The sequence below is a fragment of the Paraglaciecola sp. IT1134 genome (assembly GCF_058068185.1).
The window spans coordinates 2,447,188-2,464,048 of the sequence record NZ_CM176486.1; the positions used below are offsets into that span (position 1 = coordinate 2,447,188).

The following is a 16,861-nucleotide window of genomic DNA, read 5'->3' on the forward strand; positions in this document are numbered from 1 at the left end:
ATAGAATTTACTATCATGATGTTGCGAGCTCACTTGATATTAAAATATTAATTTTTTTCAATACTTGTTGATGGCTGTCATCCATACAATAACTAAATATCAATTTTTTCACCGATTCAGCCAGTAAACTTTCAGAGCTCGAAGTGAAGTTTATCGATTTTATGTCGATATTTTCATTTTCCATAAACTCCAAAAATTTTTCATTTTTCAAGAACTGATTGAACATATCATTTCTGTCTCTTGCCATTAGTGACCTCCTAATTCATTATGCATTGCATAGATATCCAAATCATAAAAATTCGCTATCTGCTCGAATACTTCCATTGCTTGATAATAATTTTTAGCAAGGGAAGCAAAATATATAACCCTGATCAATTCTTCTCTTATTAAGTTCTTTTCGATATTAAAGGTAGATGGATCTGAGTCCGTGCTAGGAATTACTACTAAATCGTAAATTTTCGCGTAATCTTTATCCTTATGCATTCTTAGAACTCTGCCTCTTCTTTGAATAAATTGACGTGGATTACCCGTACTTGAACAGAATATTGCTAGTTCTGTTCTAGGAACATCTACTCCCTCATCTAAACATTTCATAGAAAATAAAGAGTCGATATACCCATTTTCAAAATTACTCATTATTTCTTTTTTGTGCTTGGTTTCCCCAGTAAAAGCTAGCGCTCTTGTACTTGGCGAGACTTCATTTAGAATAGATAAATATTCACTCATGATGTTATTCCCTTCTTCATCATCTCCTTCAGGCACATATACAAATGAGAACTCTAATTTCTGCTGTTCTTGGATTTGCTTTAATAATATTGATTTAAAGGCATTTTTTTTATTTTCTGCTTTATGAATAATTCGTTTTCTAGCTAATAAAAGTTTTTCGACTATATCGTTTTTCTTCAACATTTTAGTTTTACTATCAAAAAATTTTGCTAATTTCTTACTAATATCCTTGTATCTACCTAATTCTTCATCCGTCAAATTAACGATTGTTGGGAAATATTCATAGTTACATAATATTTTTTCTTGAATAGCCTTTTCCATTGAAAATGAATATGTATAGGGTTCTTCAGATGAAAAGAATTTTTCAATTAGATCATTACCATCTTCATCAAATTTTCTTTTTGGTGTTGCAGATAAAGCTAGTCTCTTCGCTAAACCTAAATTTGGAAGTAGAGCTTTCATCTTATGACTTCCAATGTTGTGAGCCTCGTCAGCTATTAGAAAAGTTTCTTTAGGAAGATCTTTTATATATTTAAAAAATTTTTCAGAAGAGAAGGTCGCATAAGTACTGATAATAATAAATGAAACTTTAGAATTTAGCACGAGGTGCATTGTTAGTTTATTTAGATTTTCCCGCCATTTATGATCTGACGATACAAGAAAAATATTTGAAAAATTAAACAAAGATATTTCATCGTACCATTGTTCAAGGAGCGTTTTAGATGGGACCAGTATAATTGCTTGATATATACCTGACTGTTTATACTCTTCCAATAAACAGTTAAGGGCAGTAATTGTCTTCCCTGTACCTGTGGCCATTGCAAATATGCCCTGTTTATCATTTTTAATCCAGCTACTATGTGCTTCGGTTTGATAAGTTCTTGGGGACGAGTTATATGGAAATCTAGGTGAGGATTTTTCTTTTTCGATTATACTATCAAGCTGTTTTTTATATTTATCAATTAGTATGGAGTTAGTTTTTTTTAAGTTTTCGTCCAATAATTTAATTTCATCTTCAAGTAATTCTTTTATTGTTTTTTCTTTTCCTATTGATGAAACTGCGTCAGTTATCTGACTGCTATCTAAATATTTATACCTTAAGTTTTTTCTATCACAAATGCTCATTATATCCTGAGTTTTACTTTCCACCTTTCGTTGTTCGAATTGTTCCCCCCATGAGCGATAAATTGAAATATTTTCACCATTCTCTAAAAGTCCATTCGCTGTAAAGTTACAACTTCCGTCCATAAATATAGCATCGTCATCTCCGTCGATAAAAATCCCTTGTTTATAGTGCGCCATCTTATTTGGCAATAGCATTACAGGTATTATTTCGATTCTATCTTTACTTATTAGATACCTTAAACAATTAAAGAACTGCTCTGTTTCAGATGATAGAGCGGACTTTAACGCGTCCAGATTATTTATTATTTCTAAATTCTCAACATCTTGCGGTTCTGCAGTGCCTTCAACCAGTTGCTTATCTGAATTATACAAAAAATGGTTCGTAGCAATTTTTATTTTCCCACCACGGTATATGAATAGAGCGAAACCGTATGCAAGCACTTTTATTGCCGTAGAGCTAAAGTAGCCTAGTTTCAAGTAAACAGTTCTGGAGCGCGGGAATGTGTTCAAATAGAACTCTAAAGGTAAGTCATTTGAATCGGAACTATATTCAAAATTGTGAGGAAATTTAACGTCTTTAAAGCTCAAAATGCTGTTCCCTTTGCTATGCTCGATAATCTCGGGGGTATACTAATCCTAAGTGTATAAGACTGAGTTATCATCTTTTAATAATTTTATTAATAATTGTTCTTTGATTTTTCGTTATATTGTACTATGCGCTCTTTCTTTACCGTCTGCAATTGCATACTGATTTTTTTGATTTTTGTGAAGTTATGGCCTATTTGGTAAAAGACTGGGTAAAAATACAGTATTTATTAAGCGTACTCGCTTTCAAAGCGTAATAAATGGATATAACATGTACTTCTGGAGAGTTTCTCCAAAAGTTAATGGATAAAGTATGAAAGCAAAATTTTCAGGGCACGACACGTTTCCTTTAAGATACGGATGGTTATACAAATCTGTTAACCATCTGAAAAATAGAGGTAAATTTCAAACTTCGAACGAAGGACATACTCGCGCAGCCATTGTGGAGCTTGGTGTTGGCAAAAATATGATCAATGCAATCCGTTATTGGGCAGAGGCATGCTCTTTTGCAGTGCCTGTGACTGACAATGGTAGAACTGAACATCAAGTTTCTCATCTTGGGGAATATATGTTCGGTTGTGGTGAGCCTGAAACCGGAGCTGATCCTTTTTTGGAGAAAATTGGCTCCATTTGGCTTGTACATTTTATGTTGAATTTTAGCTATGACAGTTTAACTGCGTATCGTTATTTTTTTAACTACTCCAATATTCAGAGCTTCGAAAAGAAAAAGTTACTTGACGATTTTGTTGATGAATCTGGTTTTTTAACGGATTCAGAAGTTTCAAACATCTCGACGCTAAAGAAGGATCTTGACTGTTTTATCAATACATATAGTAAGAAGCGTAAATCGGTTACCGGTAAGAAGAATTTTACGATAAATGAAGATCACTTCAGCTCGCCGCTTTCAGAATTAAACTTGCTAAACGAGAACAGTAACTCCTTTTTTATCAGTGAGTTAACCGAAAGGGTAAGCTTGCCAGTCGAAATTTTTATATTTGCGTTGGTGAAATTTGTTGCTTATGAAACGGCTGATTCAAGAGTCGATACTATAGATTTTGACTCTCTTCTTTCTAAGCCTTGCTCTCCAGGCAGAATTTTTAGACTGTCTGAATCAGGTCTTGGGCATAAACTCGATCAGGCTCAAGAATATACACAGGGCAAAGTTGAATGGATAGACTCCCTTGGCTTGAGGCAGGTAAGAGTGAGTAACGAAATTTTAAGCAAGCCTGAATCTTTTATTTATCAATATTACGGAGATAGCCGTGACAGTTAATCCCACTATTTCCGTCAACCAAAGATACAAAACTTCTACTCGTATTGATGGCGCAGATAATTATATTTCATTTATCGATGATTTTGTTGTTCATGGTACAGCAATAAACACTCTTGAAACTCTCAGTAGAAGCTATTCAACTAGCTCTCAGCGAACTTATACGCTAACTGGACCCTATGGGTCGGGTAAATCCACACTTGCACTTTTTTTATCGTCATTACTTTCTAAGAATATTAGAGAACGAGATTACGCTTACCAGAAAATAAAGAACAACACTGAGTTATTGGAATTAGTACAAAGCTCGTTTGAAGTAAAACATGGTTGGCACGTTATAAAACACGTTTGTGACCTAAATTCGCCTGCCCAGTCCATTCTAAAAAGTATTTGTCAGCAGATAAATGATGATGTTGCCGTTGCAACATTGACGATGATGACAGATGCTCAATGCCTAAAGAAAATCAAAGAGATATTTGACCGTAAGATTTACAAGGCTGATGGTTTCGTCTTACTTTTAGATGAGCTTGGTAAAGCCCTTGATTTTCAGTCAAGAGCTGGGGCTGATCTATACTTCTTTCAAGAGTTAGCTGATATAGCTCAACAGGCGAAAAGCGAAATTATTGTTATTGGATTTTTGCACCAAGCATTTGTTGAATACGCCAAGAATAAAGATGCATTAACACAGAAAGATTGGGCCAAAGTACAAGGCCGCTATATTGATTTTGGGTTTAACCCTAGCATTGATGAATCGCTTATTTTAGTGGGTGATTCAATATTTAAAGACAGTGCCACAACCACGGCCCTTGAAAATAAATACCGAGAGTTGGCTAAAATCACCGCAAGCGCTTTTAAAGGTCAATCAGCAAATCAAAACGTTTTACTTAAAACATTACCCTTAGATCCGTTGGTGAGCCTGTTGCTAGGGCCTATTTCAAGAAGGCGTTTTTCTCAGAATGAACGAAGTCTGTTTGGTTTTCTTGCATCCAACGAAAAATACGGTTTCCGCGAGTTTCTGCTTAAAAATTATCAGGGCGAGCCAGATCAATTTTTAAGTTATACACCTGAGAACCTCTGGGATTACCTATTGCATAATTTGCATCATGTAATAGTCACATCTGCTGATGGAAAAGCGTGGCTTGAGGCATGTGACGCAATCCAAAGAGCTACGCAAAAAGGGGAACAGCTACACATAGCAGTAACTAAAATTGTAGCGTTACTGTCTATTTTTGGTTTTCAGCATCATTTACATGCTACGCGTACATTCATTATTGATTATATGCAACAGTACGGCTTAGATCCGGTAGCAGTATCGAAAGTCATTGCGGATCTGGAGCGTTGGACAATTGTTATTTTCAGAGCCAATCATAATGCGTTGTTTGTGTTTCAAGGCAGCGATATTGATATCAATGCGCTATTACTCGAAACGATTGAGTCAATAAGTAGCGGTGTCGATTGGACATCAGTTTGCAATATTAATACACCTGTATTAGCAACATCACTTTATCACCGTACCGGCACGATGCGCTGGGCAAATACACTTATTACAGAAAAACTAGCAAGTATTGATGATGACGTATTGAATGCGTCTCAGCTGTCAGGCAATGCATTTGCCACTTTTGTCGTTTTGGCTAAAAAGACAAAAAATCAAGAGTTAAAAGACTTTTCATGTAAGTCCAGTGCCGTGATATTAGGGGTACCAGAAGATGTAGAACATCTAAAAGTAACGGCGATTGAGTTACTGGCCTTAGAGCATATTAAAAAGTATGAGCGACAGATAAATCACGATCTGATTGCTAAAAGTGAGTTAGAAAGCCGAATTGACGATGCAAAACGCAATGTAAACGACTTTTTTCATGAATTACTCGACAACTCGACTTGGTCGTATTTAGGCTCTGAGCTTAAACATCAACCCCTTACGGTAATCGCGTCGAACATAGCCGACAAGATTTTTTGTGATTCACCTACAGTATTGAATGAACTTGTTAATCGTTCTAAACCATCAGGAAGTGCAAACGCAGCAATAAATAAATTGATGCATGCCATGTTGGGTAAGGCAAGCATTAGTGATCTTGGATTTGAAGTTGATAATTTTCCTCCAGAAAAAGGAATTTACTTGTCTTGTTTGAAGAGTAAAGGCTGGCATAAAAAAACTCCTGAAGGTTTTATGTTTCCCTCTGAATGGGATGCGGAAACCGAAGGTGCAGAACCTCAGATGCACAATATTTGGAAATGTGGGGTAGAGTTTATTAAAACTAGTACCTCACTTGTTACCATCGATGAATTGTATAGGTATTGGATGGCGCCGCCCTTTGGTTTAACTTCGGGATTGTGCAGGATATATGGCCTGGCGTTGCTTAAATCATTAGAAGGACAAGTAGCCTTTTACGATAAAGACTCGACAAATAATCTTATTTTTATTCCTGAATTGGATGAAGTATTCGTAAATAAGTTGCATAAACACCCTCACGAGGCCGGTGTTAGATATTTTGAAGTAACGGGTATCCAGACTGACCTGATTAATAAAATCGCTGAAGCAACAAACTCTGCAGTTGGTAACGACACAACTATATTAGCAATTGCGAAACACATCGTAAAAATTGTTCATCAATTACCTGCTTGGGTTAAAAAGACTTCTGGTGATAGCTTTATCGACGGAACTGACTTAGGTTTAACAGCAGAGGCTAGGGCATTTAGAAATGAAGTTTTGCGAGCAAATGACCCATATAGGTTAATTCTTGAAAGCCTGCCAACTATTTTTGATGTTGATGCAAAGGATTTGGATGGTAAAGATGTACTCTCAAAAAAGTTAAAATCAGCAATTCAGGATCTTTCATCACAACATGAAATGTTGACAAGCGGTTTCAAAAAAATAATAACGGATTTACTTGGTACTGAGTTCAATGAGGAGCTAAAAAAACGCTGCTTAGATGTTGCGAGTGCATCGCAACGCCCTATGGTTAAGGAGTTTGCATCTCGAGTCGCCAATTACATTGAGGGTACTTTAGCGTTTGAAATGGTTATAGCAACTGTGGTGGGGGCGCCTGAGCGTAATTGGACTGATCGTCATATTAGAAACGCACTTGATGAGATTCAAAACCTGTGTATTCAGTTTAGAAGAATAGAGTCATTCAGCCGTTTTTCACAAGCAGCATCATCAACACCCTTTGCATTGTTAACGGAAGACGCGGCGGGGCAGCATAAGGGATATGAAATATATTTGGCTAAAACTCTATTCAATGACTCTGAGGTAAAGAGCACCGTGTCGCAATTAGACAAATTATTGAGTGACGTTCCAATTGAGAAGCGGAGAGCTGCACTAAGTCAGCTGCTGATGGCTAATATGGATGAAATTCAGAAGGAAAATAATGCAAGTTAAAAAAATAAAACATGTATTAGGATTGTCCGGGGGTAAAGACAGCAGTGCTTTGGCGCTTTATGTGAAGGAGACGCGACCTGACTTAGATATAGAATACTTCTTTACAGATACTGGGTATGAATTGCCTGAAACGAATGAGTTTATTGACCAGTTAGAAGAAAAGCTAGGTTATATCCATAGGCTGAACGACAGATCTTTGAATAATATTGAAGGACGAGGTGAAGTTGAATTTAAAAGCTTACTGAAAAAACATCAAAATTATTTACCATCTCAACGCGATCGTTGGTGCACCGTACAAATGAAATTAAAACCATTTGAGCAGTGGGTAGATGGATTTATCGCCGAGGGTTTTTCAGTTAAAAATTATGTTGGTATCAGGGCGGATGAACCAGAACGCGTGGGTTTTATGACAATAGCAAAGCCCATAGAATCTATTATGCCTTTTCGCGAAGATGGAATTGTAAAAAGTGACATAGAGAATATTCTGCAGCGCAACGGCTTAGAGCTGCCTGCATATTATTCATGGCGCTCGCGTTCTGGTTGTTCATTTTGCTTCTTTCAAAAGAAGATTGAATGGGTAAGGCTTCAAGAAAAACACCCCGATTTGTTTGAACAAGCTAAGGCCTTTGAAAAAGGCGAAAACAATAATGTAACTGGTGAACGTTTTTACTGGATGGGTAAGGGAGAGCCGCTAGAAACTCTTGAAGATCCTGTCAAGAAGGCGTCAGTCATTGAAAATCACGAGAAAAAAGTTGAACGCTTTAGCAAAAAGCGCCGGCGTAATGCTCTTCTTGGTGATATTGGTGGGGCTTGTGAAATGGAAGACCTTGACGAAATTTATGATGATGTAGAGGGCGGTGGAGCCTGTGTTACTTGTTATAAATAAAAACCGTAAGGATCCTTAATGAGTTATAGATCATTTTCCTGGGATATACGCTCTGCAACCTGCGCTGTAAAGACAGTCGATCCAAGCTTGTTGAAAGAGGGAACTACAGGCATTCCTCATGACATTGCCCCTTTCTTCTTTGGTAAACAACTTGAAGAAGGGGAAGAAAAATCGCTCTCTTTCAGTGTCTTGGGGCAAAGCGCCAAATGCTTATGCACTCGGAGAAATAATAGGCACAGATTGTTTTTTAAAGAATTAAAAAATCAACTCAACGCTTATAAATTAGGAGAAGGAGACCTGCTTTTTTTCGATAAAAATCCAGAGCAGAGTGATTCGTTTATTGTTTCAGCGATATTAAATAACGCTAATCAACTTATTCATCCAGATTTTCCTACCAATAATATAATCGGCGAAAATCGAGCGACCTATACAACTTATCGCATAGGACATGAGTTTTTTAGTGAGCAAGTTAGAAGAAGATTTAACAATAGTTGTGCGGTGACAGGTGTCAGTGATTTATCTCCAAAAATTTTAATAGCAAGTCATATTAAGCCTTGGAAAGATGCTAATAGTGTCCAGAAAGTTGATAGGTTCAATGGACTACTACTAACACCAAATTTAGACAAATTATTCGATATAGGCCATTTATCTTTCAATCACAAAGGGGAAGCTCTTTTAAGCCCAAATATTGATAGTCGATTAGACAGGCTGTGGGCACTATCCTCATGTTGTCTAAAAACATTAGCGCGTGAGTCGAGTGAATATCTCGCGTACCATAGGGAACTTCATGGATTTAATTAAGGCCCATTGCTACCGAGATGATATATCTCTCTGTCTTAAAGTGCAGCTAAGCTGTTAACAAACTGATTTATTTCGCTTACCTCATTAAAATGCCCAAAGCTTAATCTAAGCGTTTTATCTGCCATCTCATTACTCAAACCTAATGAAGTCAAGACATGCGACGGTTCAATTTCTTTGGCAGAGCAGGCGGAACCTTGAGCTAAACAGAACTTAGATTCAGTTTCGCGTAAGAGTAGGCCTACATCTATGATGGGAAAGGTGATAGAAACAATGTTTGGTAAAGTTGAGTCAAATTTTCCATTAATAGAAAAATCTATTTTTGCATCATTTAATGCATTGATGAGGCGGTGTTTCAAATTGTCCTGTTTTAACTTTTTGAAGTGTTTTGGAAATTGCTGAATAGCAACGCCAAATGCTGCTATTAAAGGGGCTGCAACAGTTCCACCTCTTAATCCCTCTTCTTGCCCAGCACCGTGTATGACTGGTGTTAAAGCTTTTTTTCTAAGATCCCGAATGTACGCTGCACCGATACCCTTTGGGCCTCCGATTTTATGTGCTGAAAATGACATCAAATCAACATTCAAATCATCAACGTCAATGGGTAACTTTAAGAGGCTTTGCGCAGCGTCAACATGGAACAATATTCCCTTTTCGTAACAAAGTGCCCCTATTTCACTGATTGGATTAATGGTTCCTAGCTCATTATTGACATGCATAATTGAAACTAAGACAGTCTCAGGTCGAATAGCTTGTTCTATCGCATTTTTAGAAATTATGCCGTCTTTATTTGGATTAATATAAGTAACCTCGAAGCCAATTCCTTCGAGGTATGCACAGATAACTAATATACATTTGTGCTCAATAGCGCTGGTAACAATATGGCGTTTAGATTTGAACTCATGATTATCGAGCAGCAGGCTTTTAAAAGCTATATTGTTAGATTCTGTTGCGCCACTCGTGAATATCACTTCGCTACTATAGGCTCCTATCACGTCGGCCAATTTATTGCGTACGATATTGACTGCATCACTAGCCTCAGCGCCAGCCAAATGAATAGCTGTTGAATTGCCATACAAGTGTTCGAAGGAGTCTTTTAACGTATCGAGTACTTCTGGTAGGACCGGATACGAGGCGGCAGAGTCAAAGTAAATCAAACAAATATTCCCAATAACAAAATATAGCTACAGAATACCTAAACGGCTTGATATTGCACCATTTCAGTAGATTCCATTTTCACTAAGCATTTCATATTTATCTGAACATGTGTAGCTGAAACATGAAGATAGTCGTTACCGTTACAATTATTGCTCATGGGGTCGTACCTGCGCGGTTAGATCGAATCATGTCGACTGACAATTTGAAAAATAAGTATATGCGGGAGCAATATTTTCAAAGAAGTAACAATAGGCTCGCTTGTTTCTTTAGCGGCCGGGTAGGTCTCGGCAACTTTTCGGGTCGCCGCACTAAAGGCTTAACGCTCACCCGTGCACAAATATAGAAAGTGTATGGCGATGAATACCACGTGGATCAGTTCCAACGCGATATCCTCTGGCAGGTCGTGTTGAATGTAACCGTTCACCGGACAGGTATTGACATGTAAAAATATTTATTTTGCATGATCCCGATGATCCTATTGCGCGATCCCGCCCATGTGGCATGGTGTCAACATGACACGCAAAAAATCCCGTCCAGCCGCCCCTAAAGCCGACACGCTTGAACAAGCCAATGCGCTTATTCAGTCGTTATGGGATAGGCTCAATGACATTGAAGACAGGCTGAAACAATCCAGTCGCAACTCTTCTCGCCCGCCTTCTTCCGATGGCCCAGCGGCTGTAGATCGCCCGCGTAAAAGTAGCGGCAAACCGCGAGGCGCCCAGCCGGGGCATAAGGGCAGCAATCGCGCGCGAGTAGATGAGGTGGATGTGACACTGTCCTATTATCCTCCCGGCGAATGTGCATGCGGGGGGAAAGTGGTATCCAATGCCACGCCTTATTATCGTCATCAGGTGTTTGATATCCCTCAACAAGCCTACAACGTGACGGAGCACCAGCTTTATCAAGGTAGCTGTTGCCGCTGTGGGGAGGCTGTCCAGGCGACGTTGCCCGAAACCGTCAACAATGGTCAGATGGGGGCCAACATGTTGGCCTTTATCGCCATACAGGCCGGGCAGTTCCATCAGAGTATCAGCCAAATCCAGCAACAGTTGCAGCAGAACTTCGGGGTGTACTTTAGCCGAGGTGCCATATCTGAAGCCCACGGCAAGGTCAGCGCGATGCTCACGCCCGTTCATCAGCAGATCAAACAGCTAGTCCAGGATTCTACCGTTATCCACGCTGACGAAACCCGGCACAAGCGTGAGAATGAAAACCGCTGGATGTGGCTGGCCTGCACCGATGAATTATCCTGTTTTATGATCCACTACTCCCGGGCGCAACATGCCGCCAGGGCATTATTAGGCGACGTCACCGAAGCCGTGATCGTTACCGATCAATATGCGGGCTACCATTATCTCCCCCCATCTCAGCGGCAATTTTGCTGGGCCCATATTTTACGTAATGTGGGGGCAATAGCAGATAGTTGGGGGCCGAATAAACCCATAGGGCAGCGATTAGAAACCTTGATCCATCTTATCTTTCGTACCCGCCACCGATTTGAGCGAGGGGAGCTATCGCCTTATTTGTATCAAAAGCGTATGGGTAAACTACGCAAACGTTGGCAAGCCACCCTGGAACATGCCACCGAAGCTTGTGTTACCCCGCGGTATCGAAACCGCTGCGGATTATTGCTCAAACACGATGAAAGCTGTTGGACATTTCTGACGGATAAGGATATTCCTCTGACCAACAACGAGGCAGAGCGCTCCTTGCGCAGCTATGTACTGTGGCGCAAAGGCAGTTATGGCGTGTACTCACACCGGGGCGAGCAATTTCGGCAACGCATTCTCACCATTGTAGAAAGCTGCCGCAAGCTGGGGGCCAATCCTCTGGACTGGCTAAGGCAAATCGTCCACGCCGTGATCACTCGCTCGGAATATCCGGCACTCCCTGAACTAACGGCCTTAAGTCAATAGCTCCCCGGTGAACGGTTACGTGTTGAATGGCATACATAAGATAGTAAAGCGAGCCAATACCGCGTACACCAACAGTGCTCTTGTCGGTGTCGTTTTTTACTCCACCATCGGGACTGCTAACGCTAATCGAGTCACACGATTCGAATATGTCATGCACTTGCTAGAGCAACTGAGTCAACCTGAGCCTGATATCGAATCGGTACTGCCATGGAGTATTAAACTAGGCCAGGCGCTAATGGCCGGGTAGTTACGTTTCGCTGGGTTAACGGGTTGTTTTTTGTTAGTATATTTTTATCCAAATTGTTTGATGTAAGATGCTGAAAGACTCAACGAACCAAGGTCATAAAAGTACTGGAGAAACGGGCTCAGACGGTAAGTTTATCAACCAGTCATTGCCTTTTAAACCTGTCAATTACCTATCTCAGCCTGGTCTCGGTCGCAATGCCGTGTTGTTATGGCTAGTGATATGCGTGATCACCATCCCACTTGGTACGCTTACGCGTTTCCTGGATTGGACGGGTATCGATCTCAACGTATTTGGGTTTACGTTGCACCTGACAATCTATATTCCCACCTTAATCTGCATTCCTCTTGTACTCTGGTATGGTTATTTTTGGTCGGCTATTCTGGCTTATTTGTCGAGTTTTACGGTGGCGCTGGTCGGGGGTATGCCACTTTCTTGGGCATTGATTTTTGCGTTTTCTAATCCGCTAGGGTTGGTGATGTATTCGCTGTTTTATCGGGTGTCTCAGCTGCGTATAGACATGCGAGACTCAAACTCTATTGTTGGCTTTGTGTTGATCTCACTGTTGGCCTCACTGGCCGGCTCAACCGGCTCTTTTATTTGGACTTACACCAATCAAATTGGCATCAATCAGACCTTTGCAGTATGGCAAGGTTGGTGGTTGGGTGAGTGGCTTCATTCGCTGGTGTTTGTTTTACCGTTATTATATTTTTCAAGCCCTTATATGCAAGCATGGCTACAGCCGTTAAAAAATCAAGAAGCCGTTTTTGCTATAACGCGAAAAACTATCACTGTTGCGGCGACAGCCTTATTGGTTGTGCTCGTAGGGTACGTTGTGACTGCACGCATGTTCAGCGTCAAACAAGCTGAGGCGGCCAAACAGCTAATAAACCAAGCAAACATCTCTGAGCTTATTACCAATGCCGTTGATGGCATGTCATATCCTTTGTTTGTGCTAATCGTAGTGATGCTGGCGATGGCTTTTTTGGGCTATCAGGTTGTCATATATTTTAATCGTGTGTTGCTAGCGGCCAATCTCAAGTTGTCTGAGCAGAATGTTACCCTTGAATCACTGGCCAACGTTGATGGTTTAACCGGCCTGTTGAATCGCCGCAAAGTAATGGATTTTTTTGAACTGGAATTTGTGCGAGCGCAACGTACCCAAAAATGGTTATGTGTCATGATGCTAGACGTAGACAACTTTAAGTCTATTAACGATAGGTTCGGTCATTTGGTGGGCGACGCAGTACTGATTGATATTGCCCAGCAAGTGAAAGCCAACTTGCGGCCCTATGATTTAGCCGGGCGTTACGGCGGTGAAGAGTTCGTCTTAATATTGCCAGATACTACTTTGCCTAAAGCCGCCCAGATCGGTGAGCGTATTCGCCAGGCTATCAAAAATTCCATCATTGAAATAAATGGCCTGAAAATCACTGTGACGGTTAGTATAGGCATTTCCTCTTACCACCAAGCCGACACGCTCTCAACACAATCACTGACCCGGGCAGATGACGCACTATACAAAGCTAAGCGTGCAGGTCGTGATTGTGTGGTGTTCTAATCACAATTTTAGCCAAAAACGATCAGCAAACAGGCAATTAACCATTGGTAAGTACAAAATATATTAACCCATTCACCATTGTGGCCCAAGAGAATGAAAGGTCAGTTACCCCAAATCTCAGCATCGATGAACGCATGCAAATCATAACTTCAGCGATTGGGTATATTTGGACATTCGCGGGTCATACGAATGGGGCTAATGAAGCCTTAGCCCCATGTTTATTATGAATTGATGCTAGCCACCAAGTAGCATTTTGATGACAATTTTAAGCCATTCACCACCCAAAGTAGGGGTAACGCTATAAGCCCATACTCCATGAATAAAACGCTGGATTCATTGATAAAGAAAGCGACTCTTTGGGATACAGGTGTTAGACGAATATCACTGGTACGCACATGCGTTATTGAGCTGTACCGCAATGGGGCAAGCACTACTGATATAATGGTCATAACAGGCTTTAGTGAGGAATCTGTAAAACAAATTCTCACGATGGATTACATGCAACTAAGCCCAATATACGGCTGGTTTGAGCAACGTTCAAAACGTAAGCAAAAGCGGCTTGAGAGCTTCAAAAGAAGAAGATTCATGATATGACCAAGAAGTTTAAATTCATAAATAACCAATCAAAGAAGGAGTTTCTGGCACTCCCGGATGTTATTCAAAAGCGCTTTGCCAACGATTTGAACGCGATTTGTCAGGGTAAAGAACCGTTTTGTAAATTTAAGCATCTGAAAGAAAGTGTTGGCATTGGGGCGGTAGAACTAATAGAGAACGGCAGGCCAGCGTACCGAACTGTCTATGTAGCTAAATTTGCTGACACTGTATTCATTCTACATTCTTTCACCAAGACGACCAATGGCGTGGATAGAAAAGCAATCGATACTGCCAAAACGCGCTACAAGCTTATGCAGCTAGAGTTAAATACCTAATATATCAATACTTGTATAAATATCAGTATTGATATATGTTGTGTGTGAGTTAATCAAAGAGAGCGAATTATGGCATTAGAATACAGCAATATTTTTGACGCCATCACGGACGATGCGGCGGAAGCCTCAGAGCTACAGACTCGCTCTGACCTTATGATAGCCATTCGAGACATTGTGAGTGCTAAGGGATGGGATCAGAAGCAAGCGGCGGCGGCGATGGGTATTACCCAACCGAGAGTTAGTGATTTGGTGAATGGCCGGATAGAAAAGTTTTCCATAGACAAGCTTATTACTTGCCTGTACCGCATTGGATATCGGTTCAAGCCCCATTTTGAAAAAGGTGAATTATCTATGGATGTTCAAATGGTGGCGCGTTCTGATAACAGTGATGTAATGACTACAGTGGTAACTCAATAGGAAATATCAGTTTTGAAATTGATCACAGTAGAAGAGAAAAGTGAAGGATTCAGTGTTCTTGTAGATGGCAAGCATGTTTACGGGCCAGCAACAAAAGATGAAGCTGAGTCGTATAAAAACAAGCTTGATAAGAAAAATCGAAACCCAAAGCCACCTGGTGATGAAGACGGTTTCGAACCATAGGAAACAAGCATGAAAACAGAATTAAAAAATGACCCAGGCGGACAGTCCTCTTCAGCTACTAATGTTTGGATTACCCTAAAAGAGCCATGCACCGTAACCGTTCACCGGGCATGCCCATAAACAAATTGTTACTTGATTACCCTCATTGTTAAGGCACTGCATTAGGAGTATTTATACAGTCACCGGTGGGTGCAAAGCATGGTGAACAGTGAACAATCAAGTTCAATACCCGATAGGGCATTGTTTATTCGAGTTTATGTAGGTCTTTGGCAGGCAAGATAAGCGCGAAAAAGCGTTGTTTAATTGGCGTTACCCAGCAGGTTACGTTTGGCTAGAATGTGCCAACAAAAACTCACGGCAACTCTTCGTGACGGCGCACTAAAGGCTTAACGCTCACCCCGTGCACAAATATTGAAAGTGCAATGGTGATGAATACGACATGGATCAGCTCTAAGGCGATATCTTCTGGCAGGCCGTGTTGAATGGCATACATAAGATAGTAGAGTGAGCCAATACCCCGTACACCAAACCATGCACTCATGCTGCGTATTTTCATTGGCAAACCGGATCGCCACAAACCGATGTAAACACTCAGGGGCCTTGCCACCATAAAAACAAACGCGGCAAACCCGACGGCTCGCCAACTCCAGGAGTCGAAAAATAAGGTACCGCCCAATAATATAATCAAGGCAAGCTCGGATATACGCTCCAGATGTTCATTGAACACTAAAACGCCTTCGCTTAAATGTTTAATAGGGGCAGTGGTATCTGTGCTTACTTCGGCAAGTTGTAATTCTTTTTGCACGGCCTGATTTTTTTTGTGTAAAGCAAGTGACGTTTCGGTTTGCCTTAAGGCCACGGCTGCGGCAAATACCGCTAAAAACCCCCATGCAGTCACTAACAAACTTACGCCGTAAACGGTGGCAATCAGCCCAAGGCCCAAGAAATCATGTAAAACAGCGGTTTTTTGGCGATAACGCCTTACATGCCACATCAAATAACCTAATAACCAACCGAATATTACGCCGATACCCAGACCGGCAATGGTCGCCCACAGTACATCTACAAGAAACCATTGGGCCCCAAAATCACCCAGCTCATGTAGCCCTAACAGGCCCAAACCCAACATCACAAACGGGAACGCACTGCCGTCGTTTAGCCCGGCTTCACAGGTTAAGTTAAATCGCAGTTGATCCTCGTCACCATGGTGACGTACTTGCACATCTGTGGCTAATACCGGATCGGTTGGCGCAATGATGGCGCCTAATAGTATGGCGGCGCCCAGGGGCAGTTGTAATGCTAAATGGGCAAAGGCGGCTACCAGGGCGACAGTGATAAACATCGAAAAAGATGCCAGTTGAATAGGGCCTCGCCAGAGCTTAAAAGAAACCGGCACGGGCATTTTAACGCCTGCTGCAAAGAGCGAAATTAACACCGCACATTCCGTTAAAATTTCAAGCGATTCGGCTTCCTCTAGGGGATTAAAATGAAAAAACGCAAAGCCCATGGGGCCTACCAAAATCCCCACGGCGAGGTAAAACATAGATGAGGTGATGGGCAAGCGATTTATCACAACCGTCAGAAAGCCCATGCTCAGCATAAGGCCACCAATTAACATAAACCATGAGGCTATCGCCATAATTGTGTTCGTTATCCATTGATTAAGACCGTTCGCCGAACAGCCCAT

Annotated in this window: 14 protein-coding genes; 10 read left to right on the plus strand and 4 right to left on the minus strand. The window is 40.9% G+C overall.

The genetic code is table 11. The features are described from left to right. Positions 1–13 precede the first annotated feature (13 nt). Both AC3RV5_RS10590 and AC3RV5_RS10595 read right to left on the minus strand, forming a co-directional pair. The gene (locus tag AC3RV5_RS10590) at positions 14–247 is read right to left on the minus strand and encodes a hypothetical protein (protein WP_489731886.1); all 234 of its coding nucleotides are present in this window, start codon (positions 245–247) and stop codon (positions 14–16) included. Beyond that, positions 247–2,439, minus strand: coding sequence for a DEAD/DEAH box helicase family protein (locus AC3RV5_RS10595; protein WP_489731887.1), 2,193 nt, complete (start codon positions 2,437–2,439; stop codon positions 247–249). Before AC3RV5_RS10595 ends, AC3RV5_RS10590 begins: the two co-directional genes overlap by 1 nt. Positions 2,440–2,749: 310 nt before the next feature. On the opposite strand from AC3RV5_RS10595, the gene AC3RV5_RS10600 reads away from it, so the two are divergent. Genes AC3RV5_RS10600 through AC3RV5_RS10615 form a run of 4 tightly spaced genes read left to right on the plus strand, consistent with a single transcriptional unit; the run spans position 2,750 to position 8,769 of the window. Next, positions 2,750–3,709: a DUF4007 family protein gene (locus tag AC3RV5_RS10600; RefSeq protein WP_489731888.1), complete on the plus strand. Its 960-nt coding sequence runs from the start codon at positions 2,750–2,752 to the stop codon at positions 3,707–3,709. Further along, entirely contained in the window at positions 3,699–7,082 is a 3,384-nt protein-coding gene (locus tag AC3RV5_RS10605; RefSeq protein ID WP_489731889.1) for a hypothetical protein, read from the plus strand. The genes AC3RV5_RS10600 and AC3RV5_RS10605 overlap by 11 nt, the downstream gene beginning before the upstream one ends. Then, positions 7,072–7,968 (plus strand): phosphoadenosine phosphosulfate reductase domain-containing protein, encoded by an 897-nt coding sequence (locus AC3RV5_RS10610; protein ID WP_489731890.1) that lies wholly within the window; start codon positions 7,072–7,074, stop codon positions 7,966–7,968. Before AC3RV5_RS10605 ends, AC3RV5_RS10610 begins: the two co-directional genes overlap by 11 nt. An 18-nt stretch (positions 7,969–7,986) precedes the next feature. Further along, positions 7,987–8,769 carry an HNH endonuclease gene (locus AC3RV5_RS10615; RefSeq protein WP_489731891.1) on the plus strand — a complete coding sequence of 261 codons (783 nt, stop codon included), beginning with the start codon at positions 7,987–7,989 and terminating at the stop codon, positions 8,767–8,769. A gap of 35 nt (positions 8,770–8,804) precedes the next feature. Here AC3RV5_RS10615 and AC3RV5_RS10620 read toward each other — a convergent pair whose 3' ends face one another. Continuing rightward, positions 8,805–9,923, minus strand: coding sequence for a cysteine desulfurase family protein (locus AC3RV5_RS10620; protein WP_489731892.1), 1,119 nt, complete (start codon positions 9,921–9,923; stop codon positions 8,805–8,807). Positions 9,924–10,436: 513 nt separating this feature from the next. Between AC3RV5_RS10620 and tnpC the strand changes: the two genes are divergently transcribed. The 6 genes from tnpC to AC3RV5_RS10650 all read left to right on the plus strand — a co-directional run bounded on the left by tnpC (position 10,437) and on the right by AC3RV5_RS10650 (position 15,174). Beyond that, positions 10,437–11,840: an IS66 family transposase gene (gene tnpC, locus AC3RV5_RS10625; RefSeq protein ID WP_489728769.1), complete on the plus strand. Its 1,404-nt coding sequence runs from the start codon at positions 10,437–10,439 to the stop codon at positions 11,838–11,840. Positions 11,841–11,859: 19 nt separating this feature from the next. Beyond that, the gene (locus AC3RV5_RS10630) at positions 11,860–12,087 is read left to right on the plus strand and encodes a hypothetical protein (RefSeq protein WP_489731893.1); all 228 of its coding nucleotides are present in this window, start codon (positions 11,860–11,862) and stop codon (positions 12,085–12,087) included. Between the two features lie 67 nt (positions 12,088–12,154). Next, a complete protein-coding gene (locus AC3RV5_RS10635) occupies positions 12,155–13,645 on the plus strand; it encodes a GGDEF domain-containing protein (protein ID WP_489731894.1) in 1,491 nt (496 codons plus the stop codon). Positions 13,646–14,235: 590 nt separating this feature from the next. Then, on the plus strand, positions 14,236–14,574 hold the full coding sequence (locus tag AC3RV5_RS10640) for a type II toxin-antitoxin system RelE/ParE family toxin (protein WP_489731895.1): 339 nt from the start codon (positions 14,236–14,238) through the stop codon (positions 14,572–14,574). A gap of 69 nt (positions 14,575–14,643) precedes the next feature. Continuing rightward, positions 14,644–14,991, plus strand: coding sequence for a helix-turn-helix domain-containing protein (locus AC3RV5_RS10645; protein ID WP_489731896.1), 348 nt, complete (start codon positions 14,644–14,646; stop codon positions 14,989–14,991). Positions 14,992–15,003: 12 nt separating this feature from the next. Beyond that, positions 15,004–15,174, plus strand: coding sequence for a hypothetical protein (locus AC3RV5_RS10650; protein ID WP_489731897.1), 171 nt, complete (start codon positions 15,004–15,006; stop codon positions 15,172–15,174). A gap of 352 nt (positions 15,175–15,526) precedes the next feature. On the opposite strand, the gene AC3RV5_RS10655 is transcribed toward AC3RV5_RS10650, so the two are convergent. Next, complete coding sequence (locus AC3RV5_RS10655) at positions 15,527–16,813, minus strand: cation:proton antiporter (protein ID WP_489731898.1); 1,287 nt, start codon at positions 16,811–16,813, stop codon at positions 15,527–15,529. Positions 16,814–16,861: the final 48 nt, after the last annotated feature.

Bases quoted from the DNA above. Each gene is read 5' to 3' on its own strand.
- AC3RV5_RS10590 (WP_489731886.1), bottom strand. From the start codon at position 247: ATGGCAAGAGACAGAAATGATATGTTCAATCAGTTCTTGAAAAATGAA.
- AC3RV5_RS10600 (WP_489731888.1), top strand. From the start codon at position 2,750: ATGAAAGCAAAATTTTCAGGGCACGACACGTTTCCTTTAAGATACGGA.
- AC3RV5_RS10610 (WP_489731890.1), top strand. From the start codon at position 7,072: ATGCAAGTTAAAAAAATAAAACATGTATTAGGATTGTCCGGGGGTAAA.
- AC3RV5_RS10615 (WP_489731891.1), top strand. From the start codon at position 7,987: ATGAGTTATAGATCATTTTCCTGGGATATACGCTCTGCAACCTGCGCT.
- tnpC (WP_489728769.1), top strand. From the start codon at position 10,437: ATGACACGCAAAAAATCCCGTCCAGCCGCCCCTAAAGCCGACACGCTT.
- AC3RV5_RS10635 (WP_489731894.1), top strand. From the start codon at position 12,155: ATGCTGAAAGACTCAACGAACCAAGGTCATAAAAGTACTGGAGAAACG.
- AC3RV5_RS10640 (WP_489731895.1), top strand. From the start codon at position 14,236: ATGACCAAGAAGTTTAAATTCATAAATAACCAATCAAAGAAGGAGTTT.
- AC3RV5_RS10645 (WP_489731896.1), top strand. From the start codon at position 14,644: ATGGCATTAGAATACAGCAATATTTTTGACGCCATCACGGACGATGCG.
- AC3RV5_RS10655 (WP_489731898.1), bottom strand. From the start codon at position 16,813: ATGGCGATAGCCTCATGGTTTATGTTAATTGGTGGCCTTATGCTGAGC.